General features: G+C 61.9%; 15 protein-coding genes, 1 pseudogene and 1 riboswitch. Of the genes and pseudogenes, 9 read left to right on the top strand and 7 right to left on the bottom strand.

Annotated elements, in window-relative coordinates:
- Positions 1-4 precede the first annotated feature (4 nt).
- The 4 genes from Q7F16_RS05480 to Q7F16_RS05465 all read left to right on the top strand — a co-directional run bounded on the left by Q7F16_RS05480 (position 5) and on the right by Q7F16_RS05465 (position 5,189).
- A complete protein-coding gene (locus tag Q7F16_RS05480; protein ID WP_018614059.1) occupies positions 5-637 on the top strand; it encodes a TRAP transporter small permease in 633 nt (210 codons plus the stop codon).
- Complete coding sequence (gene dctM, locus Q7F16_RS05475; protein WP_014336659.1) at positions 634-1,917, top strand: C4-dicarboxylate TRAP transporter large permease protein DctM; 1,284 nt, start codon at positions 634-636, stop codon at positions 1,915-1,917. Before Q7F16_RS05480 ends, dctM begins: the two co-directional genes overlap by 4 nt.
- Positions 1,918-2,025: 108 nt before the next feature.
- Complete coding sequence (locus tag Q7F16_RS05470) at positions 2,026-3,021, top strand: TRAP transporter substrate-binding protein (RefSeq protein ID WP_079302644.1); 996 nt, start codon at positions 2,026-2,028, stop codon at positions 3,019-3,021.
- Positions 3,022-3,284: 263 nt separating this feature from the next.
- Positions 3,285-5,189 (top strand): alkaline phosphatase D family protein, encoded by a 1,905-nt coding sequence (locus Q7F16_RS05465; RefSeq protein WP_409555960.1) that lies wholly within the window; start codon positions 3,285-3,287, stop codon positions 5,187-5,189.
- A 148-nt stretch (positions 5,190-5,337) separates the two neighbouring features.
- Here Q7F16_RS05465 and Q7F16_RS05460 read toward each other — a convergent pair whose 3' ends face one another.
- The 6 genes from Q7F16_RS05460 to Q7F16_RS05435 form a co-directional block, all read right to left on the bottom strand.
- The gene (locus tag Q7F16_RS05460) at positions 5,338-5,838 is read right to left on the bottom strand and encodes a methylated-DNA--[protein]-cysteine S-methyltransferase (protein ID WP_014336656.1); all 501 of its coding nucleotides are present in this window, start codon (positions 5,836-5,838) and stop codon (positions 5,338-5,340) included.
- A gap of 59 nt (positions 5,839-5,897) precedes the next feature.
- A complete protein-coding gene (locus Q7F16_RS05455; RefSeq protein WP_409555961.1) occupies positions 5,898-8,633 on the bottom strand; it encodes a LuxR C-terminal-related transcriptional regulator in 2,736 nt (911 codons plus the stop codon).
- A gap of 359 nt (positions 8,634-8,992) precedes the next feature.
- A complete protein-coding gene (locus Q7F16_RS05450; RefSeq protein WP_204127813.1) occupies positions 8,993-10,357 on the bottom strand; it encodes a DUF1329 domain-containing protein in 1,365 nt (454 codons plus the stop codon).
- Positions 10,358-10,382: 25 nt separating this feature from the next.
- A complete protein-coding gene (locus Q7F16_RS05445) occupies positions 10,383-12,248 on the bottom strand; it encodes a DUF1302 domain-containing protein (RefSeq protein WP_046063864.1) in 1,866 nt (621 codons plus the stop codon).
- 331 nt (positions 12,249-12,579) lie between these two features.
- Positions 12,580-14,262, bottom strand: a complete 1,683-nt coding sequence (locus tag Q7F16_RS05440) for a fatty acid--CoA ligase (RefSeq protein ID WP_014336652.1) — start codon at positions 14,260-14,262, stop codon at positions 12,580-12,582.
- 156 nt (positions 14,263-14,418) lie between these two features.
- Positions 14,419-15,048 (bottom strand): LysE family translocator, encoded by a 630-nt coding sequence (locus Q7F16_RS05435; protein ID WP_204127812.1) that lies wholly within the window; start codon positions 15,046-15,048, stop codon positions 14,419-14,421.
- A 207-nt stretch (positions 15,049-15,255) separates the two neighbouring features.
- Here Q7F16_RS05435 and Q7F16_RS05430 point away from each other — a divergent pair, with 207 nt between their 5' ends.
- The 3 genes from Q7F16_RS05430 (at position 15,256) to Q7F16_RS05420 (ending at position 18,098) form a co-directional block, all read left to right on the top strand.
- Positions 15,256-16,221, top strand: coding sequence for a 2-hydroxyacid dehydrogenase (locus Q7F16_RS05430; protein WP_046063861.1), 966 nt, complete (start codon positions 15,256-15,258; stop codon positions 16,219-16,221).
- Positions 16,222-16,254: 33 nt separating this feature from the next.
- On the top strand, positions 16,255-17,253 hold the full coding sequence (locus Q7F16_RS05425) for a class I SAM-dependent methyltransferase (protein ID WP_046063860.1): 999 nt from the start codon (positions 16,255-16,257) through the stop codon (positions 17,251-17,253).
- 49 nt (positions 17,254-17,302) lie between these two features.
- Positions 17,303-17,425, top strand: a riboswitch (yybP-ykoY riboswitch).
- Between the two features lie 88 nt (positions 17,426-17,513).
- Positions 17,514-18,098 (top strand): TMEM165/GDT1 family protein, encoded by a 585-nt coding sequence (locus Q7F16_RS05420; protein WP_014336648.1) that lies wholly within the window; start codon positions 17,514-17,516, stop codon positions 18,096-18,098.
- Positions 18,099-18,224: 126 nt separating this feature from the next.
- Here the strand turns inward: Q7F16_RS05420 and Q7F16_RS05415 are convergent, their stop codons facing one another.
- Positions 18,225-19,040: a M48 family metallopeptidase gene (locus tag Q7F16_RS05415; RefSeq protein ID WP_046063859.1), complete on the bottom strand. Its 816-nt coding sequence runs from the start codon at positions 19,038-19,040 to the stop codon at positions 18,225-18,227.
- A 218-nt stretch (positions 19,041-19,258) separates the two neighbouring features.
- Here Q7F16_RS05415 and Q7F16_RS05410 point away from each other — a divergent pair.
- Positions 19,259-20,539: pseudogene (locus tag Q7F16_RS05410) on the top strand (HAMP domain-containing protein); the annotation flags it as partial.
- A gap of 15 nt (positions 20,540-20,554) precedes the next feature.
- A complete protein-coding gene (locus Q7F16_RS05405) occupies positions 20,555-21,397 on the top strand; it encodes a methyl-accepting chemotaxis protein (RefSeq protein WP_373419641.1) in 843 nt (280 codons plus the stop codon).
- Positions 21,398-21,569: the final 172 nt, after the last annotated feature.

Raw genomic sequence — 21,569 nt, 5'->3', positions numbered from 1 at the left:
CGCCATGAACGCCCTTCGGCGCATCTGGGAACACTTCGAGGAAGCTTTCATTGCCTTCCTTCTGGCCGCCATGACGCTTGTAACGTTCGTCTACGTGGTGCTCAACAATCTCTATACCGTTTTCTATAGCCTCGGCGACCAATGGTCAGCTGCAAGCGAGTCGATGTTCGCCATTGGCGACACCGTCATGGGCATGGCCCAGGCCATGACCTGGAGCACGTCACTGACCAAGGCCCTGTTTGGCTGGCTGATCTTTTTCGGGCTGTCGTACGGCGTGCGCACGGCCGGGCACATCGGCGTCGATGCGCTGGTGAAGCTGGCGAGCAAACCGGTGCAGCGCTTGATCGGTGTCATCGCCTGCCTGTGCTGCCTCGCCTACGCCGGGCTGCTGGCGGTGGCGAGTTTCGAATGGATCAACACCTTGATGATTGCCCAGATCGGTGCCGAGGACCTCGGCCATTTCGGCATCATGCAGTGGCATATCGGGTTGATCGTGCCGGTGGGGTTCGCGCTGGTATTCATTCGTTTCGCTGAAATTCTCGTGCGCATCCTGATGAATCGCCAGACCGGCCTTGGCCTGGCCGATGAAGCGGCCGAAGCCATCAAATTGACCGAACACGAGGAAGACAAGCCATGACCATTGCCTTCCTGTTCATTGCACTGTTCGTGCTGATGTTCATCGGCGTGCCCATTGCCATTTCGCTGGGATTGGCCGGCTCGCTGACCATCATTTTCTTCAGCCCCGACTCGGTGCGTTCCCTGGCGATCAAGCTGTTCGAAACCTCCGAGCACTACACGTTGCTGGCGATTCCGTTCTTCCTGCTGGCCGGTGCGTTCATGACCACCGGCGGCGTGGCGCGACGGTTGATCGATTTTGCCAACGCCTGCGTCGGGCATATCCGTGGCGGCCTGGCGATTGCGGCGGTGCTGGCCTGCATGTTGTTTGCGGCGTTGTCGGGCTCAAGTCCCGCGACGGTGGCGGCGGTCGGATCCATTGCCATCGCCGGGATGGTGCGCTCGGGTTATCCACAGGCGTTTGGCGCAGGCATCGTGTGTAATGCCGGCACCCTGGGTATCCTGATTCCGCCCTCGATCGTGATGGTGGTGTACGCCGCAGCGACCGAAACGTCAGTGGGCAAGTTGTTCATGGCCGGGGTGATTCCCGGCTTGCTGTTGGGTATTTTCCTGATGGTGGCGATCTACATCGTCGCAGTGAAGAAAAACCTGCCAGCCCTGCCCCGCGCAACGTTCCGTGAATGGTTGACCACCGCGCGCAAGGCCATCTGGGGCCTGTTGCTGATGGTCATCATCCTCGGCGGGATCTATTCCGGGATGTTCACCCCCACCGAAGCGGCGGCGGTGGCAGCGGTGTATTCGGCGTTCATCGCGTTGTTCGTCTACAAGGACCTCACGTTCCGTGAGACGCCCAAGGTGCTGCTGGAGTCGGCCAAGCTGAGCATCATGCTGATGTTCATCATCGCCAACGCCATGCTCTTCGCCCACGTGCTGACCACCGAGCAACTGCCGCAGCAAATCACCGCATGGGTGATCGATGCAGGGTTGACGCCGGTGACGTTCCTGCTGGTGGTGAACATCGTGCTGCTGATTGCCGGCGCGTTCATGGAGCCTTCGGCGATCATCCTGATCCTGGCGCCGATCCTGTTCCCCATTGCCATGAAGCTGGGCATCGACCCGATCCACCTGGGCATCATCATGGTGGTCAACCTGGAGATTGGCCTGATCACGCCACCGGTGGGCCTGAACCTGTTTGTCACCTCGGCGGTGACCGGCATGTCCCTGCCCGCCACGATTCGTGCAGCCATGCCGTGGCTGATGATCCTGTTGGCGTTCCTGGTGCTGATTACCTACGTGCCATGGATTTCGCTGGTGCTGCCTAACTGGTTGGGGATGAGTTAAACCCGGCAAACATACACCGCGGCGGGCGCAGGAGAACTTGCCCGCCACAGAGGTAGGGGGCCGACCTGTCGGCCCTGTGCCTTCGGACACTAAAAAGGACGCCTTGCAATGCTAAAAACTGTATGGAAAGCGCTCGCCTGCACCCTGGCTTTCGGGGCGTGGGGCATGGTCATGGCGGCTGAGCCGATCGTCATCAAGTTCTCCCACGTCGTAGGCGAACAAACGCCCAAGGGCCAGGGCGCGCTGATGTTCAAGAAGCTGGCGGAGGAACGGCTGCCGGGCAAGGTGAAGGTCGAGGTGTACCCCAACTCCACGCTGTACGGCGATGACAAGGAGATGGAAGCCCTGCTCCTGGGGGAGGTGCAGATCATTGCGCGGTCACTGGCCAAATTCGATCAGTACACCAAGACCGTGCAGCTGTTCGACTTACCCTTTCTATTCGACGACATCGCCGCAGTAGACCGTTTCCAGCAGAGCCCCGAGGGCCAGAAGCTGCTCAAGTCCATGGAAAGCAAGAACATCACCGGCCTGGCCTATTGGCACAACGGCATGAAGCATCTGTCGGCCAACAAGCCCCTGCGCCTGCCTGAAGATGCCCGGGGCCTGACGTTCCGGATACAAACCTCTGCGGTGCTGGAGGAGCAGTTCAAGGCGGTGGATGCCAAAGCCAAACCGATGATTTTCTCGGTGGTGTACCAGGGGCTGCGCACCGGCTTGGTCAACGGCACGGAAAACACCTACTCGAACTTCTATAACCAGAAGCTCAATGAAGTGCAGAAATACGTCACCGAGTCCAACCACGGCATACTCGACTACATGCTGATCACCACCTCGGACTTCTGGAACGGCCTGCCGCCGGATATCCGCAGCGAACTGGACAAGATCGTGGTCGAATCCACCGCCCATGCCAACCAGGAAGCGGAGCGATTCAACCAGCAGGACAAACAGCTTGTGCTGGACGCCAAGACCACCGAGATCGTTACCCTCACACCGGAGGAACGGAATGCCTGGCGCGAAAAAATGAAGCCGGTATGGGCCAAGTTCGAACAGGAGATCGGGCCGGATCTGATCAAGGCGGCGCAGGCGTCCAACAAGGCCCAGTGACGTAACAAGGCGGGAGATAACTTGAGGCCCCTGGCTGAACACTATCTGTGGCGAGGGAGCTTGCTCCCGCTGGGCTGCGCAGCAGCCCCCAAATGTTTGCCTGACACACCGCGGTGTCAGGTTTTGGGGGTGCTTCGCGCCCCAGCGGGAGCAAGCTCCCTCCCCACAAAAGCAGGGTTACCACAACGCCTCCCTGTCCCCAGCAACCCGGCACATTGCGTTATGATCCCCCGCCTCTCCCTGAACAGAGCTTTTACCCGCGAATGCTGCCATCCACTTCTGATATCACCACCCTGCCCCCCGTCCTGGTCGGCCCGCTGTTGCGGCGCCTGGAGCCCACGCGACTGGTGATGTGGCTGGTGGGTACGCGAGCATTGGCGTTGACGCTGCGCGTGGATGGCGTGGGCGATCTGGCGCTGGATACGTCGCACTGCACCGTGGTGCCGGTGGGGCAGCGGGCGTTTGTGCATCTGATCGATGTGCGGCTCGACAGCCCCTTGCCCCAGGACGTGGCGATCGACTACGACCTGCTGGTGGACGGCGCCCCCATTGCCGAGTGGGCGCCGCACCTGTTGTATGACGGCGCACCGTGCCCGAATTTCATGTTGCACTCGCGCATCGAGCAACTGGTCCACGGCTCCTGCCGCAAACCTCATTACCCGGCCAACGACGGCCTGCTTTGTGTCGACCGGCTGCTGGCGCAAAACCCGGCGCAACGCCCGGCATTGCTGATGATGAGCGGCGATCAGGTCTATGCCGATGACGTCGCCGGCCCCATGTTGCGGGCGATTCATGCGCTGATCGAGCGCTTGGGGCTGTTCGAGGAATGCCTGGACGGTGCCGTGGTGGCAGACAGCGCCAAGCTCTATCAACACCCGGCCAGTTATTACCATCGTGCCGATTTGTTACCGGCACTTGAGAGCAACGAAACCCTGCGCGAGCGTTTTTTCGGCGGGGCCCGCAAACCGATTTTCACCAGCAGCAGCGCCGACAATCACTTGGTGACCTTCGCCGAGGTCATGGCGATGTACCTGCTGGTGTGGTCACCGGTGCCCTGGACGCTGATCGCGGTGCAGCCGCCCGAACTGACCGTCGAACGGCGCCAGCGCTACGACCTGGAACAGCAGCGCATCGATGCGTTCAAGACCGGGCTGGGCGGCGTGGCGCGGGTGTTTGCGCATTTGTCGTGCCTGATGATTTTCGATGACCACGACATTACCGATGACTGGAATTTGTCCGCGCAGTGGGAGGAAACGGCCTACGGTCATCCGTTTTCCAAGCGCATCATCGGCAACGCGTTGATCGCCTACATGCTCTGCCAGGGCTGGGGCAACAACCCGGATGCCTTTGCTGACGTACTCCCGCAAACCTTGGCCCTGAGCGACACCGCACGAGACCGCTACCTCGACAGTGAGCCACAGGACAAACTGATCGACACCCTGCTGGCTTTCCAGCGCTGGCACTATGTGCTGCCGAGCACCCCGGCCCTGGTGGTACTCGACACCCGCACCCGCCGCTGGCGCAGCGAGACGACCCTCAAGCAGCCTTCCGGCCTGCTGGATTGGGAGGCCCTGAGCGAATTGCAGCAAGAGTTGCTGGATCACCCGTCGGCGATCATCGTCTCACCGGCCCCGATCTTCGGTGTGAAGCTGATCGAGACTGTGCAGCGAGTGTTCAGTTGGTGCGGTTATCCGCTGCTGGTGGATGCGGAAAACTGGATGGCCCATCGCGGCGCTGCCCAGGTGATCCTGAACATTTTCCGCCACTCGCGTACGCCAGGTAATTACGTGGTGCTGTCCGGGGACGTGCATTATTCCTTCGTTTACGAAGTACTGATCCCACACCGCAAGGGCGGCCCGCGCATCTGGCAGATCACCAGCAGCGGCATCAAGAATGAGTTTCCCCCTGCGCTGCTGGAATGGTTCGATCGCCTGAACCGCTGGCTCTACTCGCCGCGCTCGCCCCTGAACTGGTTCACCAAGCGCCGCAGCATGCGCATCGTCCCCCACACCCCGGAACACGCCGAGGCCGGTGAGCGGCTGTGGAACAGCGCGGGCATTGGCCAGGTGTTCTTCAATGAACAGGGCCAACCCGCGCAGATATTCCAGCACAACGCCAACGGCCAACCGCCGACGCGGATGCTGCCGCCCAAATCCCCATCAGCCTGAAACCTGTGGGAGCGGATGCAAAATTGCACTCACACCCAAACACCTGTGGGAGCGAGCTTGCTCGCGATAGCGGTGGGTCAATTGCCGATGATGCTGTCTGTGCCGCCGTCATCGCGAGCAAGCTCGCTCCCACAGGGACGTCGGCAGGTCAGAACGCCAATTGCAGGCTCTGCTGGCCTTCAAGGCTGAGCAGCAACTGTTTCGCCGCCAGGCCGCCAGCGAAGCCGGTGAGGCTGCCGGAGCTGCCAATAACTCGATGGCACGGGGCGATGATCGAGATGGGGTTGCGGCCATTGGCGGCGCCGACCGCCCGGACCGCTGTCGGTTGGCCGATCTGGACGGCGATGTCGCGGTAGCTGCGGGTTTCTCCGAAGGGGATGGTCAACAGGGCGTGCCAGACCCGGATCTGGAAATCAGTGCCCGCGAAATCCAGCTCCAGCTCGAAACGACGGCGCTGGCCGGCGAAGTATTCCAGCAACTGACGTTCGGTTTCCTTGAGGAGCGGATGCTCAGTGTCCTCCTCCAAAGGCCCCAGGCGCACCCGATTGAGCCGCTCGTTTTCCCACAGTATCGCCGCCAGTCGCGTCTCCCGGGCGACGAGGATCAGTTGGCCGACGGGGGATTGGATGGTTTTGTACAGAGGCAACATCGAGGGATTCCTTGTCAAAGCCTTTGTGGCGAGGGATCTCACCGGCCGCAATATCTTGCTCAGCCCAACAACCCCAGCGCCTTCGCCCGCGCCACCGCTTGGGTGCGGCGCTCGACGCCGAGTTTGCTGTTGATATGGCTGGCGTGGGTCTTGACGGTGTGCAGCGAGATAAACAATTGCTCGCTGATCTCCTGGTTCGAGCAGCCTTGGGCAATCAACTGCAACACCGCCCGTTCGCGACTGCTGAGGGTTTCGACGGGCGCCGCTGGGTCGGCAGGCAGGGCTACCGTCGAGGGCAGGCGTTCGAGCAGATGTTCACGCAAGGTGCTGGGTGGTGCGTGCAGCAGTTGTTCGCGCAACCATTCACGGTGCTCACCAAACAACCATTCGAAAGGCTGCAAAACCCCGCCGCTGGCGGCTTCGAAAGCCTGGGCCAGGGTGCGACGGGCTTCGGGCTCGCGCCCGACACTCAGCAGCAAGGCGACTTTCTGGTTGAGCGCCATCACGCTGAGCATCTGCCGGCCGCTTTGCTGACCGTGTTCCAGCAAGGCATTGAGCCGGCCTTCGGCGAGCATCGGTTGACCCCGGATGGATTCCAGCACCGCCTGTTGCAGTTCGACATGCAGTGGCAGTTGCGGATGGAACTCGGGCGGCGCGGCGGCCCGTTCGCCGGTGTAGGTCTGGCCCAATCGGGCCAGCCAGGCTTCGGCCAGGTCGGTGCGGCCCTGGGCCAGCCAGAGTTCGCATTTGACCAGGGTGATCATCGCCAGGTAGTAGATCGGCGGTACGTCCCAGATGTGCATCAGGCGTTCGGCTTCCGCCAGTTCGGCGAACGCCCGGGCGAATTCGCCGCGATAGCCTTCGATACGCGCGATCACGCAATGGCCAATCAGCACGCTGATGTCGCGGCAGGCGCGGGCCTCGGTGAGGCCCGCCTGCAACCGCGCGACGCCGGCCTGGGGCTGCATGCGCAAGGTCAGCAGGAAACCTTCGTACATGATCAACCGCGCCCGCACCGCATAAAGCCGCTGGGGCGACAGCGTGTGCAACCGTTGCAGGCCCTGGCGCACTTCATCCAGCGCCCGCAGGATCTCTCCCCGCGCCTGCAGGACCCGGGCACGATCGTAATGGGCCAGGGCCTCGAACAGTGGATTGCCGACCCGCTGCGCCAGCTCCAGGGAGTCACGGTTCAGGTTCCGGGCGCGCCACAGGTCGCCGTCGGCAATCGCCAGGTTGGACAACGTGGACAGGCACATCAGGCGCTGGCCGTAGCGCTTTTGCGGCAAGCTCTCCAAGGCTTCGCTGCAATACCGCACGGTGGCCTCGCGATCCCCGCGGCCACGGGCGACGATCCCACTCAGCGCCAGCCATTGGGCGAGCATGGATTTTTGCGCGGTGGCCGACGGGGCCGGCAGGAAACGACTCAAGTGCGCCGCCAGCTCTTCGGCAGCGTCCAGCTGGCAGGCCAGCCCCAACGCCCAGCTGTAGAGCACGATCAGCCGCGGGGTACTGATGAGCAGACTGTCGGGCAAGTCCATTTTCCAGCGCAGCAACATGCCCACGTTCTGCTCGGCCAGCAGTTGCTCCTCCGAGAGGTTCTGCACCAGATTCGCCGCCACGTCCAGGTGCCCCGCCCGCAGGGCCTGTTCCACGGCTTCGTCGATCAGGCCCTGAGCGTTGAACCAGCGACAGGCCCGCAGGTGCAGGGTCGCGGCCGGGACCATGGCCGGTGCGCTGGGGCGACTGCGCAACAGGTCGGAAAACAGGTGGTGGTAGCGGTACCAATGGCCGTGCTCGTCCAGCGGCACCAGGAACACTTGGTGGGCCGCCAGGTAACGCAGGATCTCGGCGCTGTCATGGGCTTCGCGCACGGCGTCGCACAGTTCGCTGCAAAAGCGTTCCTGGGGGGCCGTGTCGTAGAGGAACGCCTGCACCTCGGCGGGCAGGCAGTCGATGACTTCTTCGAGCAGATAATCGCGAATCAGCCCTTCACCGCCGTGCAAGGCCTGGGGCAGCAGGCCTTCGGTGCCGGCTTCGGAAGCGGCGAGCAACCAGAAACGCAGCCCGGCTACCCAACCTTCGCTGCGCAGGATGAGGTTTTCCAGCGCCTCACCGCGCAACGAACTGCTGTGATGCTGGAGCAGGGTCAAGGCTTCGTCATGGGTCAGGCGCAAGTCCTGCTCATTGAGTTCGAGCAATTGCCGGGACAGGCGCAAGCGCGCCAGATGCCAGTCCGGGCGCTGGCGGCTGGTGACGAGTACCAGCAACCCGTCGGGCAGGTGATTGAGGAAAAACTGCAGGCAGCGATCCAGCACCGGGCTTTGGGCCAGGTGGTAATCGTCAAGGACCAGCAGCAAGGGTGCGCGAGGCGATAAGTGCGTGGACAGTTCGTCCAGCAGGCCGTCGAGCCATTCTTCGAAGGCAAAGGGTTGATGGCGCTGGCGCATTTTCAGCAGCCCCAGTGCCCTGCCGCCCAATTGCGGGAAAAACGCCTGGAGCCCTTCGAGCAGCCGTTCCAGGAAGCGCCCCGGATCGTTGTCCCGGGCGCTGAGCCCCAGCCACAGGCTTTGCCAATGGGCCGGCAGGCTCTGGCAGAACTCCACCGCCAGGGAGCTTTTACCGAACCCCGCTGGAGCACTGACCAACAGCAACCTGCCCCCAAGCCCGGCGCTCAAACGCTCGCACAACCGCGGCCGCACAACATGGCCGTCGGGCAAGGGCGGGCGGTAGAAACGCCCGTCCTGTACCGCAATGGCAGCGCGGGCAGAATCCGGAAGTGAAGACAAATCAGTCATGGCCGGCTCTTGTTGGAATGCGGGTGTCGGCGTTGCAGATGTCCGCAGACTAGCGGTAAACGAGGAGGTATTGAAGGGAGTGCTACAAATGGCTACAAAAAGACTACACGCCGACCGACTTGAAAAAACTTAGGCAGCCACCGCTCTTGTGGCGAGGGAGCTTGCTCCCGCTGGGTTGCGAAGCAACCCCCAAAGGCAGCGACTGCGTTGTACCTGACACAATGAGAAGGCTGGTTTGGGGCTGCTGCGCAGCCCAGCGGGAGCAAGCTCCCTCGCCACAGGGGGTTTGTGTTGCTCAAAAAAAACGCCCCGAACCAGTCGGGGCGTTTCTTCGAGGATGCGGCCTCGGGCAAAGCGATTTAGCGGATGCCGTCCTGGCGCAATGCGTTCGGGGTGAAATCGGCGGTGGTGGCGGTGAAGCCGAAGTCGTAGGCCGATTTCTCTTCGTTCTTCATGCCCAGTGCCAGGTAGCGGCCGGACTGCAGGTCGTAGAGAGTTTCCAGGGCATACCACGGCACTTGCTTGTCGTAGTAGTTCTCGGCATGGGCCTCGGCCACGCGCCACAGTTGGCCACGACCATCGTAGTGGTCGATCACTGCGGCTTGCCAGGTGTCTTCGTCGATGTAGAAGTCACGCTTGGCGTAGATATGGCGTTGGCCTTCCTTCAGGGTCGCGGTCACATGCCAGACACGACGCAGCTCGTAGCGGGCCAGGTCCTGGTTGATGTGGCCGGCCTTGATGATGTCGGCGTACTTGAGTTGTGGCGAATCGATCTTGTAGCTGTTGGCGGCGATGTACAGCTCTTTCTTGCCTTCCAGCTTCCAGTCGTAGCGGTCCGGCGCACCGTTGTACATGTCCAGGTTGTCGGAAGTACGCAGACCATCGGCAGCGGTACCCGGGCCGTCATAGGACACTTGCGGGGCACGGCGCACACGGCGCTGACCGGCGTTGTAGACCCACGCCGAACGCGGCTCCTTCACCTGGTCGAGGGTTTCGTGCACCAGCAGCACGCCACCGGCCAGTCGCGCTGGAGCGGTCACTTGCTGCTTGAAGTAGAACAGGATGTTGCCAGGGTTGGCCGGATCGAAATCCTTCATCTTGTCGCGGAACACGAACTGGTCGCGGAAATACACCAGGCTGTACGAACCGTTTGGCTGCGGGGTGGCCTGGGTGACCAGGCGCGTCACGCTGCCGCCGCGATAGCGGGTGATGTGGTTCCAGATGACTTCCACGCCGCTCTGGGGAATCGGGAACGGCACGGCCGTCTCGAAGTTCTCCAGGCCGTTGCCGCCGGAGACCAGCTTGGTGTTGACCGCGTTTTTCTTGATGGAGGCGAACACTTCGTCCGGCACGGTGGCGCCGCGATGGGTCGGGTAGACCGGCATCTTGAAGGTTTCCGGGTAGCGCTTGAACATCGCGTATTGGCCCGGGGCGAGTTTAGCCTTGTACTGCTCGACGTTCTGCGCGGTGATGGTGAACAGCGGTTTTTCAGTCGGGAATGGGTCGGCAAGGAAACCCTTGCTGTCCACGGCACCGGCGTTCTTGGCCATGGGTTTCCAGGCCGAGATCGAGCCGTCGGCATTGCCGGCCATCTCCGCGCCCATCGGCGTCAGGCTCTTGCCGAGTTTGTCGGCCTCGGCCGCGGGCACTGCCGCCATGACGCTGGCGGCCAGCAGGGACAATCCCAGAACACCGGCCTGCATCAGATTCTTTGTTATTTTCATAGTGTGTCGTCCTGAAATACGGTGCTTAGAAGGTCACGCCGACGCTGAGCGCCAGGAAGTCGCGATCGTCCACGGTGCTGAAGTCGCCACCAAAGAAGTTGGTGTAGGCCAGGCTGGCGTTGTAGGTGTTCTGGTACTCGGCATCCAGCCCGAGGCTGACGGCTTTGCGGCCTTCTTCGAAGTTTCCGCCAGGGCCTGGCGAGTAGCCTTTGACGTCATGGGACCAGGCCACGTTGGGCTTGAGGTTCACACCGGCGAAGACGTCCGGGTATTCCCAGATGGCGCGCGCACGGTAGCCCCAGGAAGTGGACGTGGTGAAGCCGTCGTTGTTGCAGTTGCTGTTCACGTCGTTGATGGTCTGGCCACCGCCTGCGGCAGTAGAGCCGTTGAGCAGGTTACAGGCTCCGCCGGGCAGCTGACCCGGACCAAAGACAGGGTCACGACCGTAGCGAAGGTCCGACTTGCTTTCCAAGCCTCCAACATGAGTCACGCCGACTTCACCTACCAGTGTGAGGCGACTGGCGCCCATGACCTGATCCAAGAAGTGGGTGAAAGTGGTCTGGAACTGAGTGATTTCCTTGCGACGATAACCATGCAGATCCTGGCCTGGCACACCCGTGAGCAGCGAAGCATTGCCCAACACAGGACCACCGAGCGGGCGAACGCCAGCGAACAGGATATCAGTGGTGCTCAATTGCACCGGTGCATTCGGGCGATAGCTCAACTCACCGCTCCACGCCGTACCGGTAGGCAGCGTGGTGGAGAAGCTCAGGCCGTAGAGTCGAATGTCTTCCGGGTATTCAACAAAATAGTTGGAGTTGCCTGCCACGATCAGCGGTGCCAATTGACCAAACAGAGGCGCGCTGTTGTAAACCGACTGAGGAGCACCGGTAGCACTGAAAATCGGCGCACGGCTGTGGTAGTTCATGAAGTACGCACCGAACTCGGTGTCCAGCGGCTCGAACATGTACTTCAACGACGCGCCCCACTGGCCGCTGTCGCGAGCATCACGGTCCGGGCCACGCCGTACCAGTACACCTTCTTCGTTGATGTCGACGCCCTGACCTTCCAATATCGGGAGAACGATGCCCGGGAACGGGATGCTTGAACGCTTGTTCAGCACCCGCAGATTGTCGGTACACCCATCAGCAATCACATCCGGCTGGGAGAAGAACGTACCGCAGTTGTCCACCACGGTCTGGTCCCACTCCAACTGGTAGAACGCCTCGGCCGACAGGTTGTCGGTCAGGCTCTGGGAGACGTAGAACATGTTGACCGGGATCAGGCCTTCCTTGACCTCGGCACCAGGACGACGGAACGCGGACACGTCGACCGGGTTGATGGAGTTGATGCCGCCCTGGATGAAGGTACTTTCACCCCAACTGACCACCTGCTTGCCCAGGCGGACCGAGCCCGGCTGATCGGCAATGGCGTAGTTGTGGTAGATGAACGCATCGAGGATCTGCCCGCCGGAGGACTGGGCGCCTTCCTTGCGGTTGCTGTCGCTGATGTCCTTGTACAGGCGGCTTTCGTCCTTGAGTTCGAAGTCGTACCAGTACTTGCCGCGCACAAACACGCCGGTATCGCCGTACTTCAGTTCCAGGTCGTGGATGCCCTTGAAGATCTTCGAGAAGGTTTCCCCTCGCTTGAAGTTCAAGTGACCGTCATCGGAAGTCTGCGACAAGCCCTTGCCGCCATTGTTGACACCGATCAGGTCCTTGTTGGCGTTGGCCGTGGACCAGCTCGCGCCGACCGACAAGGACGAGTCGAACTGGCCCTCGATTTCACCGATATTGAAACTGACGCCGAATGCTGGCCCGGCGAGCGAAGAGGCGAGACTGACCGCCAGAGGCAGTTTTGCCCGGCGCCAGAACGTGGTTGCTGAGGTCATCGACGCTACTCCATGTGCATTATTGTTATGGCAGTGGACATTTCAAGAACACCTTGATGGCTGGGAGCGGCAGCGTCCCTGCATCCATCAAGGTCGCATCGCCCTTTCGTGCGTGCGCCCCGTTCTTGAGAATCCGTGAGCGGACTATAGCCAGCAGGTAGTACGGCTTGATCCCTCTAAAGTGTGATTTGCAGCCCTCGACCACTCTGGAACAGTCCTTTCGCCAGTCCGACAGATGCCGGCACGGCAAGGATGGCTGAAATTTTCGGTTTGACAAGGCAAGCGCTTGCTTGGTGGGGCTGCCGTGCCCTTTCGGGCACGGCAAAAAGGCCTAAAGCGTGGACAGGAAGGTGCTGTTGTTGCTCTGCCATTCGGTGATGTCGACGCGGATGCGCTTCTTGTCGAGCTTGCCGACGCTGGTCTTGGGAATTTCAGTAACAAGGGCGATCTGGCTCGGGATCGCCCACTTGCTCAAGTGCCCCAGCTCGACGAACGGCTTGAGGTGTTCCTTGAGTTCGCGAGCCCCGAGCTGATGCCCTTCGCGAATCACCAGCAAGGCAAATGGCCGTTCGCCCCACTGCGGATCGGGAATGCCGACCACTGCTACTTCGCGTACCGCCACGTGACGGCTGATGAGGTCTTCCAGGTCCAGGGAGGAGATCCATTCGCCACCGGTCTTGATCACATCCTTGATGCGGTCACGGATGTCGATGAAGCCCATGTTATCGAGCGTGGCGACGTCACCGGTGTGTAGCCAGCCGCCAGCCCAAAGCTCGGCGCCCTTCTGCGGCTCGTTGAAATAGCCCTCGGTGAGCCACGGCGCGCGCAGCACCAGTTCGCCCTGGGTCTCGCCGTCGGCCGGCAGGAAACGTCCCTCGGTGTCAACGATTGCCGCCTCCACCAGTGGGCCCGGCACGCCGGCCTTGATCCGGTAAGTGGTGCGTTCGTCTTCGCTACCGGCCATCAGCTCATCGTTGAGGTGGGCGCAGGACACCAGCGGGCCGGTTTCCGACATGCCATAGGCGGCAGTGAGCTGGATGCCCCGGGCCTTGGCCGCTTCGTACAGGCTGCGGTTCAGGGCGCTGCCGCCGATGACGATTTTCCAGCCACCGAAATCGGTGTCCTGGGCGCCCTTGGCGTTGAGGACCATTTGCAGGATGGTTGGCACGCAATGGGAAAAGGTGACCTTTTCCTTGCGCCACAGTTGGACCAGGAACTCCGGATCGTAGCGGCCCGGGTAGACCTGCTTGAGCCCGAGCATGGTCGCGACATAGGGCAGGCCCCAGGCGTGGACATGGAACATCGGCGTGATGGGCATGTACACGTCGTTGGTGCCCAGCAGCCGCACACTGTCGATGGAGCCCATGATGGTCGCCACGCCCATGGTGTGCAGCACCAATTGCCGATGGGTGAAGTACACGCCCTTGGGGTTGCCCGTGGTGCCAGTGGTATAGAACGTGGTGGCGACGGAGTTTTCGTCGAAGTCCTGGAAATCGTAGGTGGGCGCGGCGGCGGCCAGCAGTTGCTCGTATTCACCCACCAGGTTCGGCAGGTCGGCGGTTTTTTCCGGCAGGTCGGTCAGCAGCAGGGTCTTGTCCACCGTGGTCAGGTGCCCGGCAATCGCCTGGTACAAGCCGACGAACTCGCTGTTGACCAGCACGAAGCGGTCCTCGGCGTGGTTCATGGTGTAGAGGATCTGCTCCGGTGACAGGCGCACGTTGATGGTGTGGATCACCGCGCCGATCATCGGGATCGCGAACATGCATTCCAGGTAGCGATGGCTGTCCCAGTCCATCACCGCCACGGTATCACCGGCCTTGACCCCGGCCTCGGTCAACACATTGGCCAGCCGCGCGACCCGCTCTATCAGCGTCGGATAGCTGTAGCGCAACTGGTCACGGTAGATGATCTCGCGGGTTTTCTCGTAACGCGTGCCGGACATCAGCAGCCGCTTGATCAGCAGCGGGTATTGATAAGCGCCTTCGGCTGGAGGAATAACGCGAGTCTGCAACATAAGAGTCCCTTTTCTGACTGCACGGTCTTGGCTGGAAGTAAGCACTCTAGAGCGCTTATACACCGATCAAATCAGCCAAAGGAATGATTTGATCGGTGCACCAATACTAGCCTTGAGCCATATCCAGGCCTGCAGGAGCTCCCACACGGAGCGGGATCAGTGCGACTCGGTAAACGCCAGCTTCACTCCAATGGCGACGAGCACCGCGCCCATGGTCCGGTCGAACCAATGGCCCATGCGCGCAAAACCGGCGCGCACCCGCTGCTGGCTGAACAGCAGCGCCACCAGGCAGAACCAGGCAGCCGTCGCGACCGCCAGGTACACGCCGTAACCGGCCTGGACGGCCAACGGTGTGTGCGGGTTGATCACCACGGTGAACAACGACAGGAAAAACAGCGTCGCCTTGGGGTTCAGGCCGTTGGTGACAAAGCCCGAAGTGAACGCGCCGCGGGCGGTACGCTCACCGGCCTCCTTGTGCAGGTTGTCCTCGCTGGGCTTGGCCGGCTGTGCCCGCAGTGCCTTGAAGCCGATGTACAGCAGGTAGGCGGCGGCAGCCCATTTCAGTGCGTTGAACAGCACGATCGATTGCGACACGATCAGGCCGATGCCCAACAGCGAATACCCCACGTGCAGGAAAATCGCCGTGCCGACGCCCAGCGCCGTCCAGGTCCCGGCACGCCGGCCATGGGTCACGCTTTCACGCACCACCACGGCAAAATCCGGCCCGGGGCTGGCAACGGCCAGCAGGTGGATCAGGGCGACGGTGAGGAATTCGGTGAGGTACATGGTGGAGCTCCTTGGCTAACTCAAATCTCAAAACAAACATCAACTGTGTAGTGAGGGGGCTGTGTGGGAGCAAAGCTTGCTCGCGAAACGGGCGACTCGATTCCTGGGAGACCGCATCGTCGATGTCGCGAGCAAGCTTCGCTCCCACAGACATCTGATAGGCTCGCCACATTACGCCTTCGGTTCTTGACATAAAAGGTACAGCTGATGACGAACACCGCTCGTGCAGTTTTCCTCGACCACCCTTCCCTGGACCTCGGCGACCTGGACCTGGACCCGCTGCGCAGCTGCTTCAGCGACCTGCAACTTTTCGCCCGGACCACGCCGGAGCAGGTCATCGAGCGGCTCAAAGGCGCCACTGTGGCGATCACCAACAAGATCGTGATCGATGCGCAGGCCATGGCGGCCAGCCCCGAACTGAAGCTGATCCTGATCAGCGCCACCGGCACCAACAATGTCGACCTGGCCGCCGCCCGCAGCCACGGCATCACGGTGTGCAATTGCCAGGGATACGGCACACCGTCGGTGGCCCAGCACACGATCATGCTGTTGCTGAACCTGGCAACGCGCCTGGCCGATTACCAAAAAGCGGTGGGTGAAGGTCGCTGGCAGCAGGCTTCGCAGTTCTGCCTGCTGGACTATCCGATTGTCGAACTGGAAGGCAAGACCCTGGGCTTGCTCGGCCATGGCGAACTGGGCAGTGCCGTCGGGCGGCTGGCCGAAGCCTTTGGCATGCGCGTACTGCTGGGTCAGATCCCCGGGCGCCCAGCCCGCCCCGACCGCTTGCCGCTGGAACAATTGTTGCCGCAAGTCGATGCCCTGACTCTGCACTGCCCGCTCAACGAGCACACCCGACACTTCATCGGCGCCCGCGAACTGGCACTGCTCAAGCCCGGTGCGTTCGTGGTCAATACCGCCCGTGGCGGCCTGATCGACGAACAGGCCTTGGCCGAAGCCCTGCGCAGCGGTCATTTGGGAGGCGCCGCCACTGACGTGCTCAGCGTGGAGCCGCCGGCCCAAGGCAACCCGCTGCTGGCCGGCGATATTCCACGACTGATCGTCACGCCGCACAACGCCTGGGGCAGCCGCGAGGCGCGGCAACGAATCGTCGGGCAAATGAGCGAAAACGCCCAGGGCTTTTTCAGCGGTACAGCGCGGCGTGTCGTCAGTTGATAAACTGCCGCACTTTTTTTCAAGGAGCAGACCATGGATCCGCGCAGTGAAGTACTGCTTCGTCAGACCGAGTTATTCCAGGGTTCGGTCTTGCTGGCCGGCCTGCCCGCCGATGACCTGCTCGGCCGTTTGCCAGAGGCCCATGGCTGGTGCTGGCACGCTGGGGATCAGGCCGCGCTGGACGCGCGCTTCCCTGAGCGCAGCCACTTTGGCGTGAACATACCCGAGCGTGGGTTCGACACGGCCGTGGTGTTCCTGCCCAAGGCCAAGGACCTGACCGACTACATCCTCAATGCCGTGGCGGCGCGCCTGGCCGGGCGCGAGGTGTACCTGGTGGGGGAAAAACGCAGCGGCATCGAAGGGGCGTCCAAACAGCTCAACCCGTTCGGCAAGCCACGCAAGCTCGACAGTGCGCGGCATTGCCAACTGTGGCAGGTCACCGTCGCCAACGCGCCCGAGGCCAAGCCCCTGGAAAGCCTGGCCCAGACCTACGAACTGCCCCTGGCCGAAGGCCCGCTGACGGTTATCAGCCTGCCGGGGGTGTTCAGCCACGGTCGCCTGGATCGCGGCAGCGCACTGCTGCTGGAACACCTGGATAAACTGCCCAGCGGGCATTTGCTGGACTTCGGCTGCGGTGCCGGGGTGCTGGGGGCGGCGGTCAAGCGGCGCTATCCGCACAACACCGTCACCCTGTTGGACGTGGACGCATTCGCCGCCGCCAGCAGTCGCCTGACCCTGGCCGCCAACGGCCTGGAGGGAGAGGTGCTGACCGGTGATGGCATCGACGCTGCACCAATGGGCTTGAGCGCGATCCTGAGCAACCCTCCGTTCCATGTCGGCGTGCACACCGATTACCACGCCACGGAAAACCTGTTGCGAAAGGCAGCCAAACATCTGAAAAACGGCGGCGAACTGCGGCTGGTTGCCAATAGCTTCCTCAAGTACCAGCCACTGATCGAGGAGCATTTGGGCGTCTGCGCCATCAAGGCCGAAGGCCAGGGCTTTCGCATCTACCGAGCCAAGCGCGGTTGAGATGTTTTAGGAAACAGCACTTGCTCAATCGGATTTGCCTAGGCAGAATCCGCTCCGTCCTAGGGGAGTAGTCTCCCGCGAGCGCTATGCTCGCCCGGCATACGTCAACATACTTGGTCAGCAGACCATGGCGTATGCGGCCCAAGCGTCCACGCAGATGGTCGCTGGGTTTGACAAGACCTATGACACGCACACCTTACCCGGGGCGGGAAGGCTGTACGTGTCATAGCCGTGTCGACCCGCCCCTTTAGGAATCCCTGATGCTGGACTCACTCCTGGTACCTACCGCTATCGTTGCGCTGGCCGAAATCGGCGACAAGACGCAATTGCTCGCGCTCATCCTGGCCGCTCGCTTTCGCAAACCCTGGCCGATCATCGCCGGCATCGTTGCCGCAACACTCGCCAACCACGCAGCCGCCGGGGCGGTGGGGGCCTGGGTCAGCGGATTTTTCTCCAATGCGGTGTTGCACTGGATACTGGCGGCAAGCTTCACGGCCACGGCGCTGTGGACCCTGGTCCCGGACAAACTGGACGATGAGGAAGCGAACACGGCCCGCAAGTTCGGACCGTTCCTGACCACGCTGATTGCGTTCTTCCTGGCGGAAATCGGCGACAAGACGCAGATCGCCACGGTGATGCTCGCCGCGCAATACCCGGAGTTGTGGCTGGTGATCATCGGCACCACCGTGGGCATGCTGATTGCCAACGTGCCGGTGGTCCTGGCGGGCAATTTCGCCGCCGAGAAGCTGCCCCTGACCCTGATCCGCCGCCTGGCCGCCTCGGCATTCTTCGTCCTGGCGATCGTGGCGGTGTACAAGGCGATGCAGAGCAGTGGGTGGGTTTGACCCTGTGTCACACCTTGGGCAGAGGATAGCTGTGGGAGCATAGCTTGCTCGCGATAAACGATGACGCGGTCTGATTGACGTCTGCGTCGCCCCTATCGCGAGCAAGCTTTGCTCCCACAGTGAAGCTTACTTCTTGGCCTGCTGATAAAGCGGCATCACCTTCGGAATCGCCGCCTGCAACGAAGCGATACGGCTGCCCGACGACGGGTGGGTGCTCATGAACTCCGGTGGCGCGCCTTCCGAGGCCTTGGCCATCTTGTTCCACAAGGTGATCGCCGCGTTCGGGTCGTAGCCGGCGCGGGCCGCCAGTTCGAGGCCGATCAGGTCAGCTTCGTTCTCGTTGCCGCGGCTGTTGGGCAAGGTCATGCCGTAGTTGGCGACGGTGTCGGCCAATGCCAGGCTGTCCTGGCCGAGGCCGAACAAGGCGCCGGCGCCCTGCTTGGCCATCTCGATGCCATAGGCCTTGGACATCGCTTCGCGCCCGTGCTCGCGCAGGGCGTGGGCGATTTCGTGGCCCATGATCGCGGCAATTTCAGCGTCGGTCAGCTTCAACTGGTCGATCAGGCCGGTGTAGAACATGATCTTGCCGCCAGGACCGCAATTGGCATTGAGCTCATCGCTCTTGATCAGGTTCACTTCCCAGTTCCACTGCGCCGAATCCGGGCGGAACACAGGCGCCTGGGCGATCAAGCGGTCGGCAATGACCTGGATGCGCTTGGCATCGTTGCTGGTCTTGTCCAGCGCGCCCTGGGCGCTCGCCTCACCCATCGTTTTTTGATAGGACTGGGCGTACATCTGGTTGACCTGATCGGTCGACAGCATGCTGAACATGTACTGCTTGCGTTCCACGCCCACGGCTCCGCCGCTGGTGGTATTGACCGACTGGCAACCGGTGAGCAGCAGAGCCGCGCTCAGAGCACTCACCATCAATGTCTTGTTCATGTAAAAGAAGCTCCCTGGAAACGTGGGCGTATCCTAGGCTTTGATTTGTATCGGCGCCAGATACATAACGAAGGATTACAGGTTTTTCGGACAGACCCCACACAGTCCATTTGCGACACTCACGCAGCTAAAACAGTCAGCCGACGAACAGCGCCTCATGCCGCGCCACAGAAACGCCGATAACGGCTCCAGACGTCATTTCCGCGTCCGGAGCCTTTATGAAATTCAGATCGATCCAGTTTTCCGTGGCCGCCCTGGCCGGTGCCATCGTGCTCAGCGTGGTGGGCGCCCTCGTGCTGTACGCGCTGTTTGCCGGCGCGCGCACCCAGGACATGGTGCAACAGCGGACCAAGGCGCAGTTCGAACAACTCATTGAACAACGTCTCACTGCCCTGGCTCGCACACAGGCGAGCCTGATCCAGCGGGAACTGGAAGCCCCGCTGCTGCTCGCCCGTGGCCTGGCCACCAGCAACGCCTTGATGGGCATGAACGGCACGGACGGCAACCCGCAATTGAAGGTGCCCCGCGAGCAAATGATCAGCCTGTTGCGCGAAACCGTGGTGCGCAACCCGAAGATCCTCGGCGCCTACATCGCCTGGGAACCGAACGCCATCGACCATGACGACGCCAACTATGTGAACAGCCAGGTGGTGGGCATGGAAACCAACGGGCGTTTCCTGCCGTGGTGGTTCCGTAACCAGGACGGCTCCCTGGGCCTGGAAAAACTCGCCGACGTGACCGACCAGAAACTGCTTTCCACCGGCATCCGCGCCAGTGAGTACTACCTGTGTTCCCAGGACAGCAGGAAAGCCTGCGTGATCGACCCGGCGCCCTATCGCGTTGGCAGCACGATGACCATGCTCGCCTCGTTCATCGAACCGATCATGATCGATGGCAAGTTCCAGGGCATCGTTGGCGCTGACCTGTCGGTGAACTTCATCCAGGACATGCTCGTGGCCGCCGATGGCAAGTTGTACGACGGTGCCGGGGAAATGGCCTTGCTCTCCAGCAACAACCGACTGGTGGCCTTCACCAAGGACCCGAGCAAACTCGGGGAAAAGGCCAGCGACCTGCTGGACGCCAGTGCACTGGATAACCTCGCCAAGCTGGGCGTCGGCGAAGTGCGCTACGACATCGACGAAGCACATGGGCATATCGAGGTGTACATGCCGTTCGGCATCGGCGAGACCAACGCCCGCTGGACGCTGATGCTGCAACTGCCCCTGAATGCGGTCATGGCCAACCTGCAAGCGTTGCAGCAAGACCTCGACCATCAGCGCCAGGCCGACATCTTCGGCATGGCGATAGTGGGTCTGGTGATTGCCGGCATCGGCCTGCTGGTGATCTGGCTGGTGGGCCACGGCATTGCCCGGCCACTCAAGCAAATGGTGGCGATGCTCGATGACATCGCCCAGGGCGAAGGCGACCTGACCCGTCGCCTGGTCAGCGACCGCGCCGATGAACTGGGGGCGATCGCCAGGGGCTTCAATACCTTCCTGAGCAAGTTGCAGGGCATGATCACCCAGGTGGTGACCTCGGTGCAGAGCGTCAGCGATTCGTCGGAGCATACCGCCGATATCGCGATCCGCACCAACCAGGGCGTGCACAAGCAGATGTCGGAGATCGATCAGGTCGCCACTGCCGTGCACGAAATGACCGCCACCGCCCAGGACGTGGCCCGTAACGCGACCCAAGCCGCCCAGGCCGCCAGCCATGCAGACCAGGCTGCCAGCCAGGGCATGCAGATCGTGCGGGACACCTCCATCTCCATCGGTGCCCTGGCCGTGGAAATCGGCAAGGCGGTGGGAGTGGTGCAGACCCTGGCCAAGGACAGCGAGAACATCAACGCGATCCTCACCGCCATCCGCGGGATCGCCGAGCAGACCAACCTGCTGGCCCTCAACGCAGCCATCGAAGCCGCCCGGGCCGGTGAACAGGGCCGTGGTTTCGCGGTAGTCGCTGATGAAGTACGCAACCTGGCGCAGAAGACGCAACAGGCCACCGAAGAAATCCAGACGATGATCCAACAGTTGCAACAAGGCACCCGGGACGTGGTGCGGGTGATGGAAGACAGCCAGAACCGCACCGACGAAAGCGTGCAGCATGCGGCGAAAGCGGCCCAGGCCCTGGAGACGATCACCCAGGCGGTGTCGGTGATCAACGACATGAACACCCAAATCGCCAGCGCCGCCGAGGAACAAAGCGCCGTGGCCGATGACATCAACCGTAATGTGATCAACATCGGGCAAGTGGCGAATGAAGTCGCCAGCGGCGCCGACGAGTCCAGCGCGGCCAGCGCCGGGTTGACCAAACTGGCGGAGCAGCAGCGGCGGTTGATCAATCAGTTCAGGGTCTGATCCAAAGGCCCCATCGCGAGCAAGCTCGCTCCCACAGGGGATTGGCGGTGGCATGCCGATTTGTGAACGCAGCAGAACAACTGTGGGAGCAAAGCTTGCTCGCGATGGCGTCGTCACGGACAACGAAACCGCTATCGCGAGCAAGCTTTGCTCCCACAGACTCTCACAGGTT

Source organism: Pseudomonas sp. Lb2C2 (genome assembly GCF_052112205.1).
GTDB lineage: Bacteria > Pseudomonadota > Gammaproteobacteria > Pseudomonadales > Pseudomonadaceae > Aquipseudomonas > Aquipseudomonas kilonensis.
This window is presented reverse-complemented; position numbering and strand designations above follow the sequence as displayed.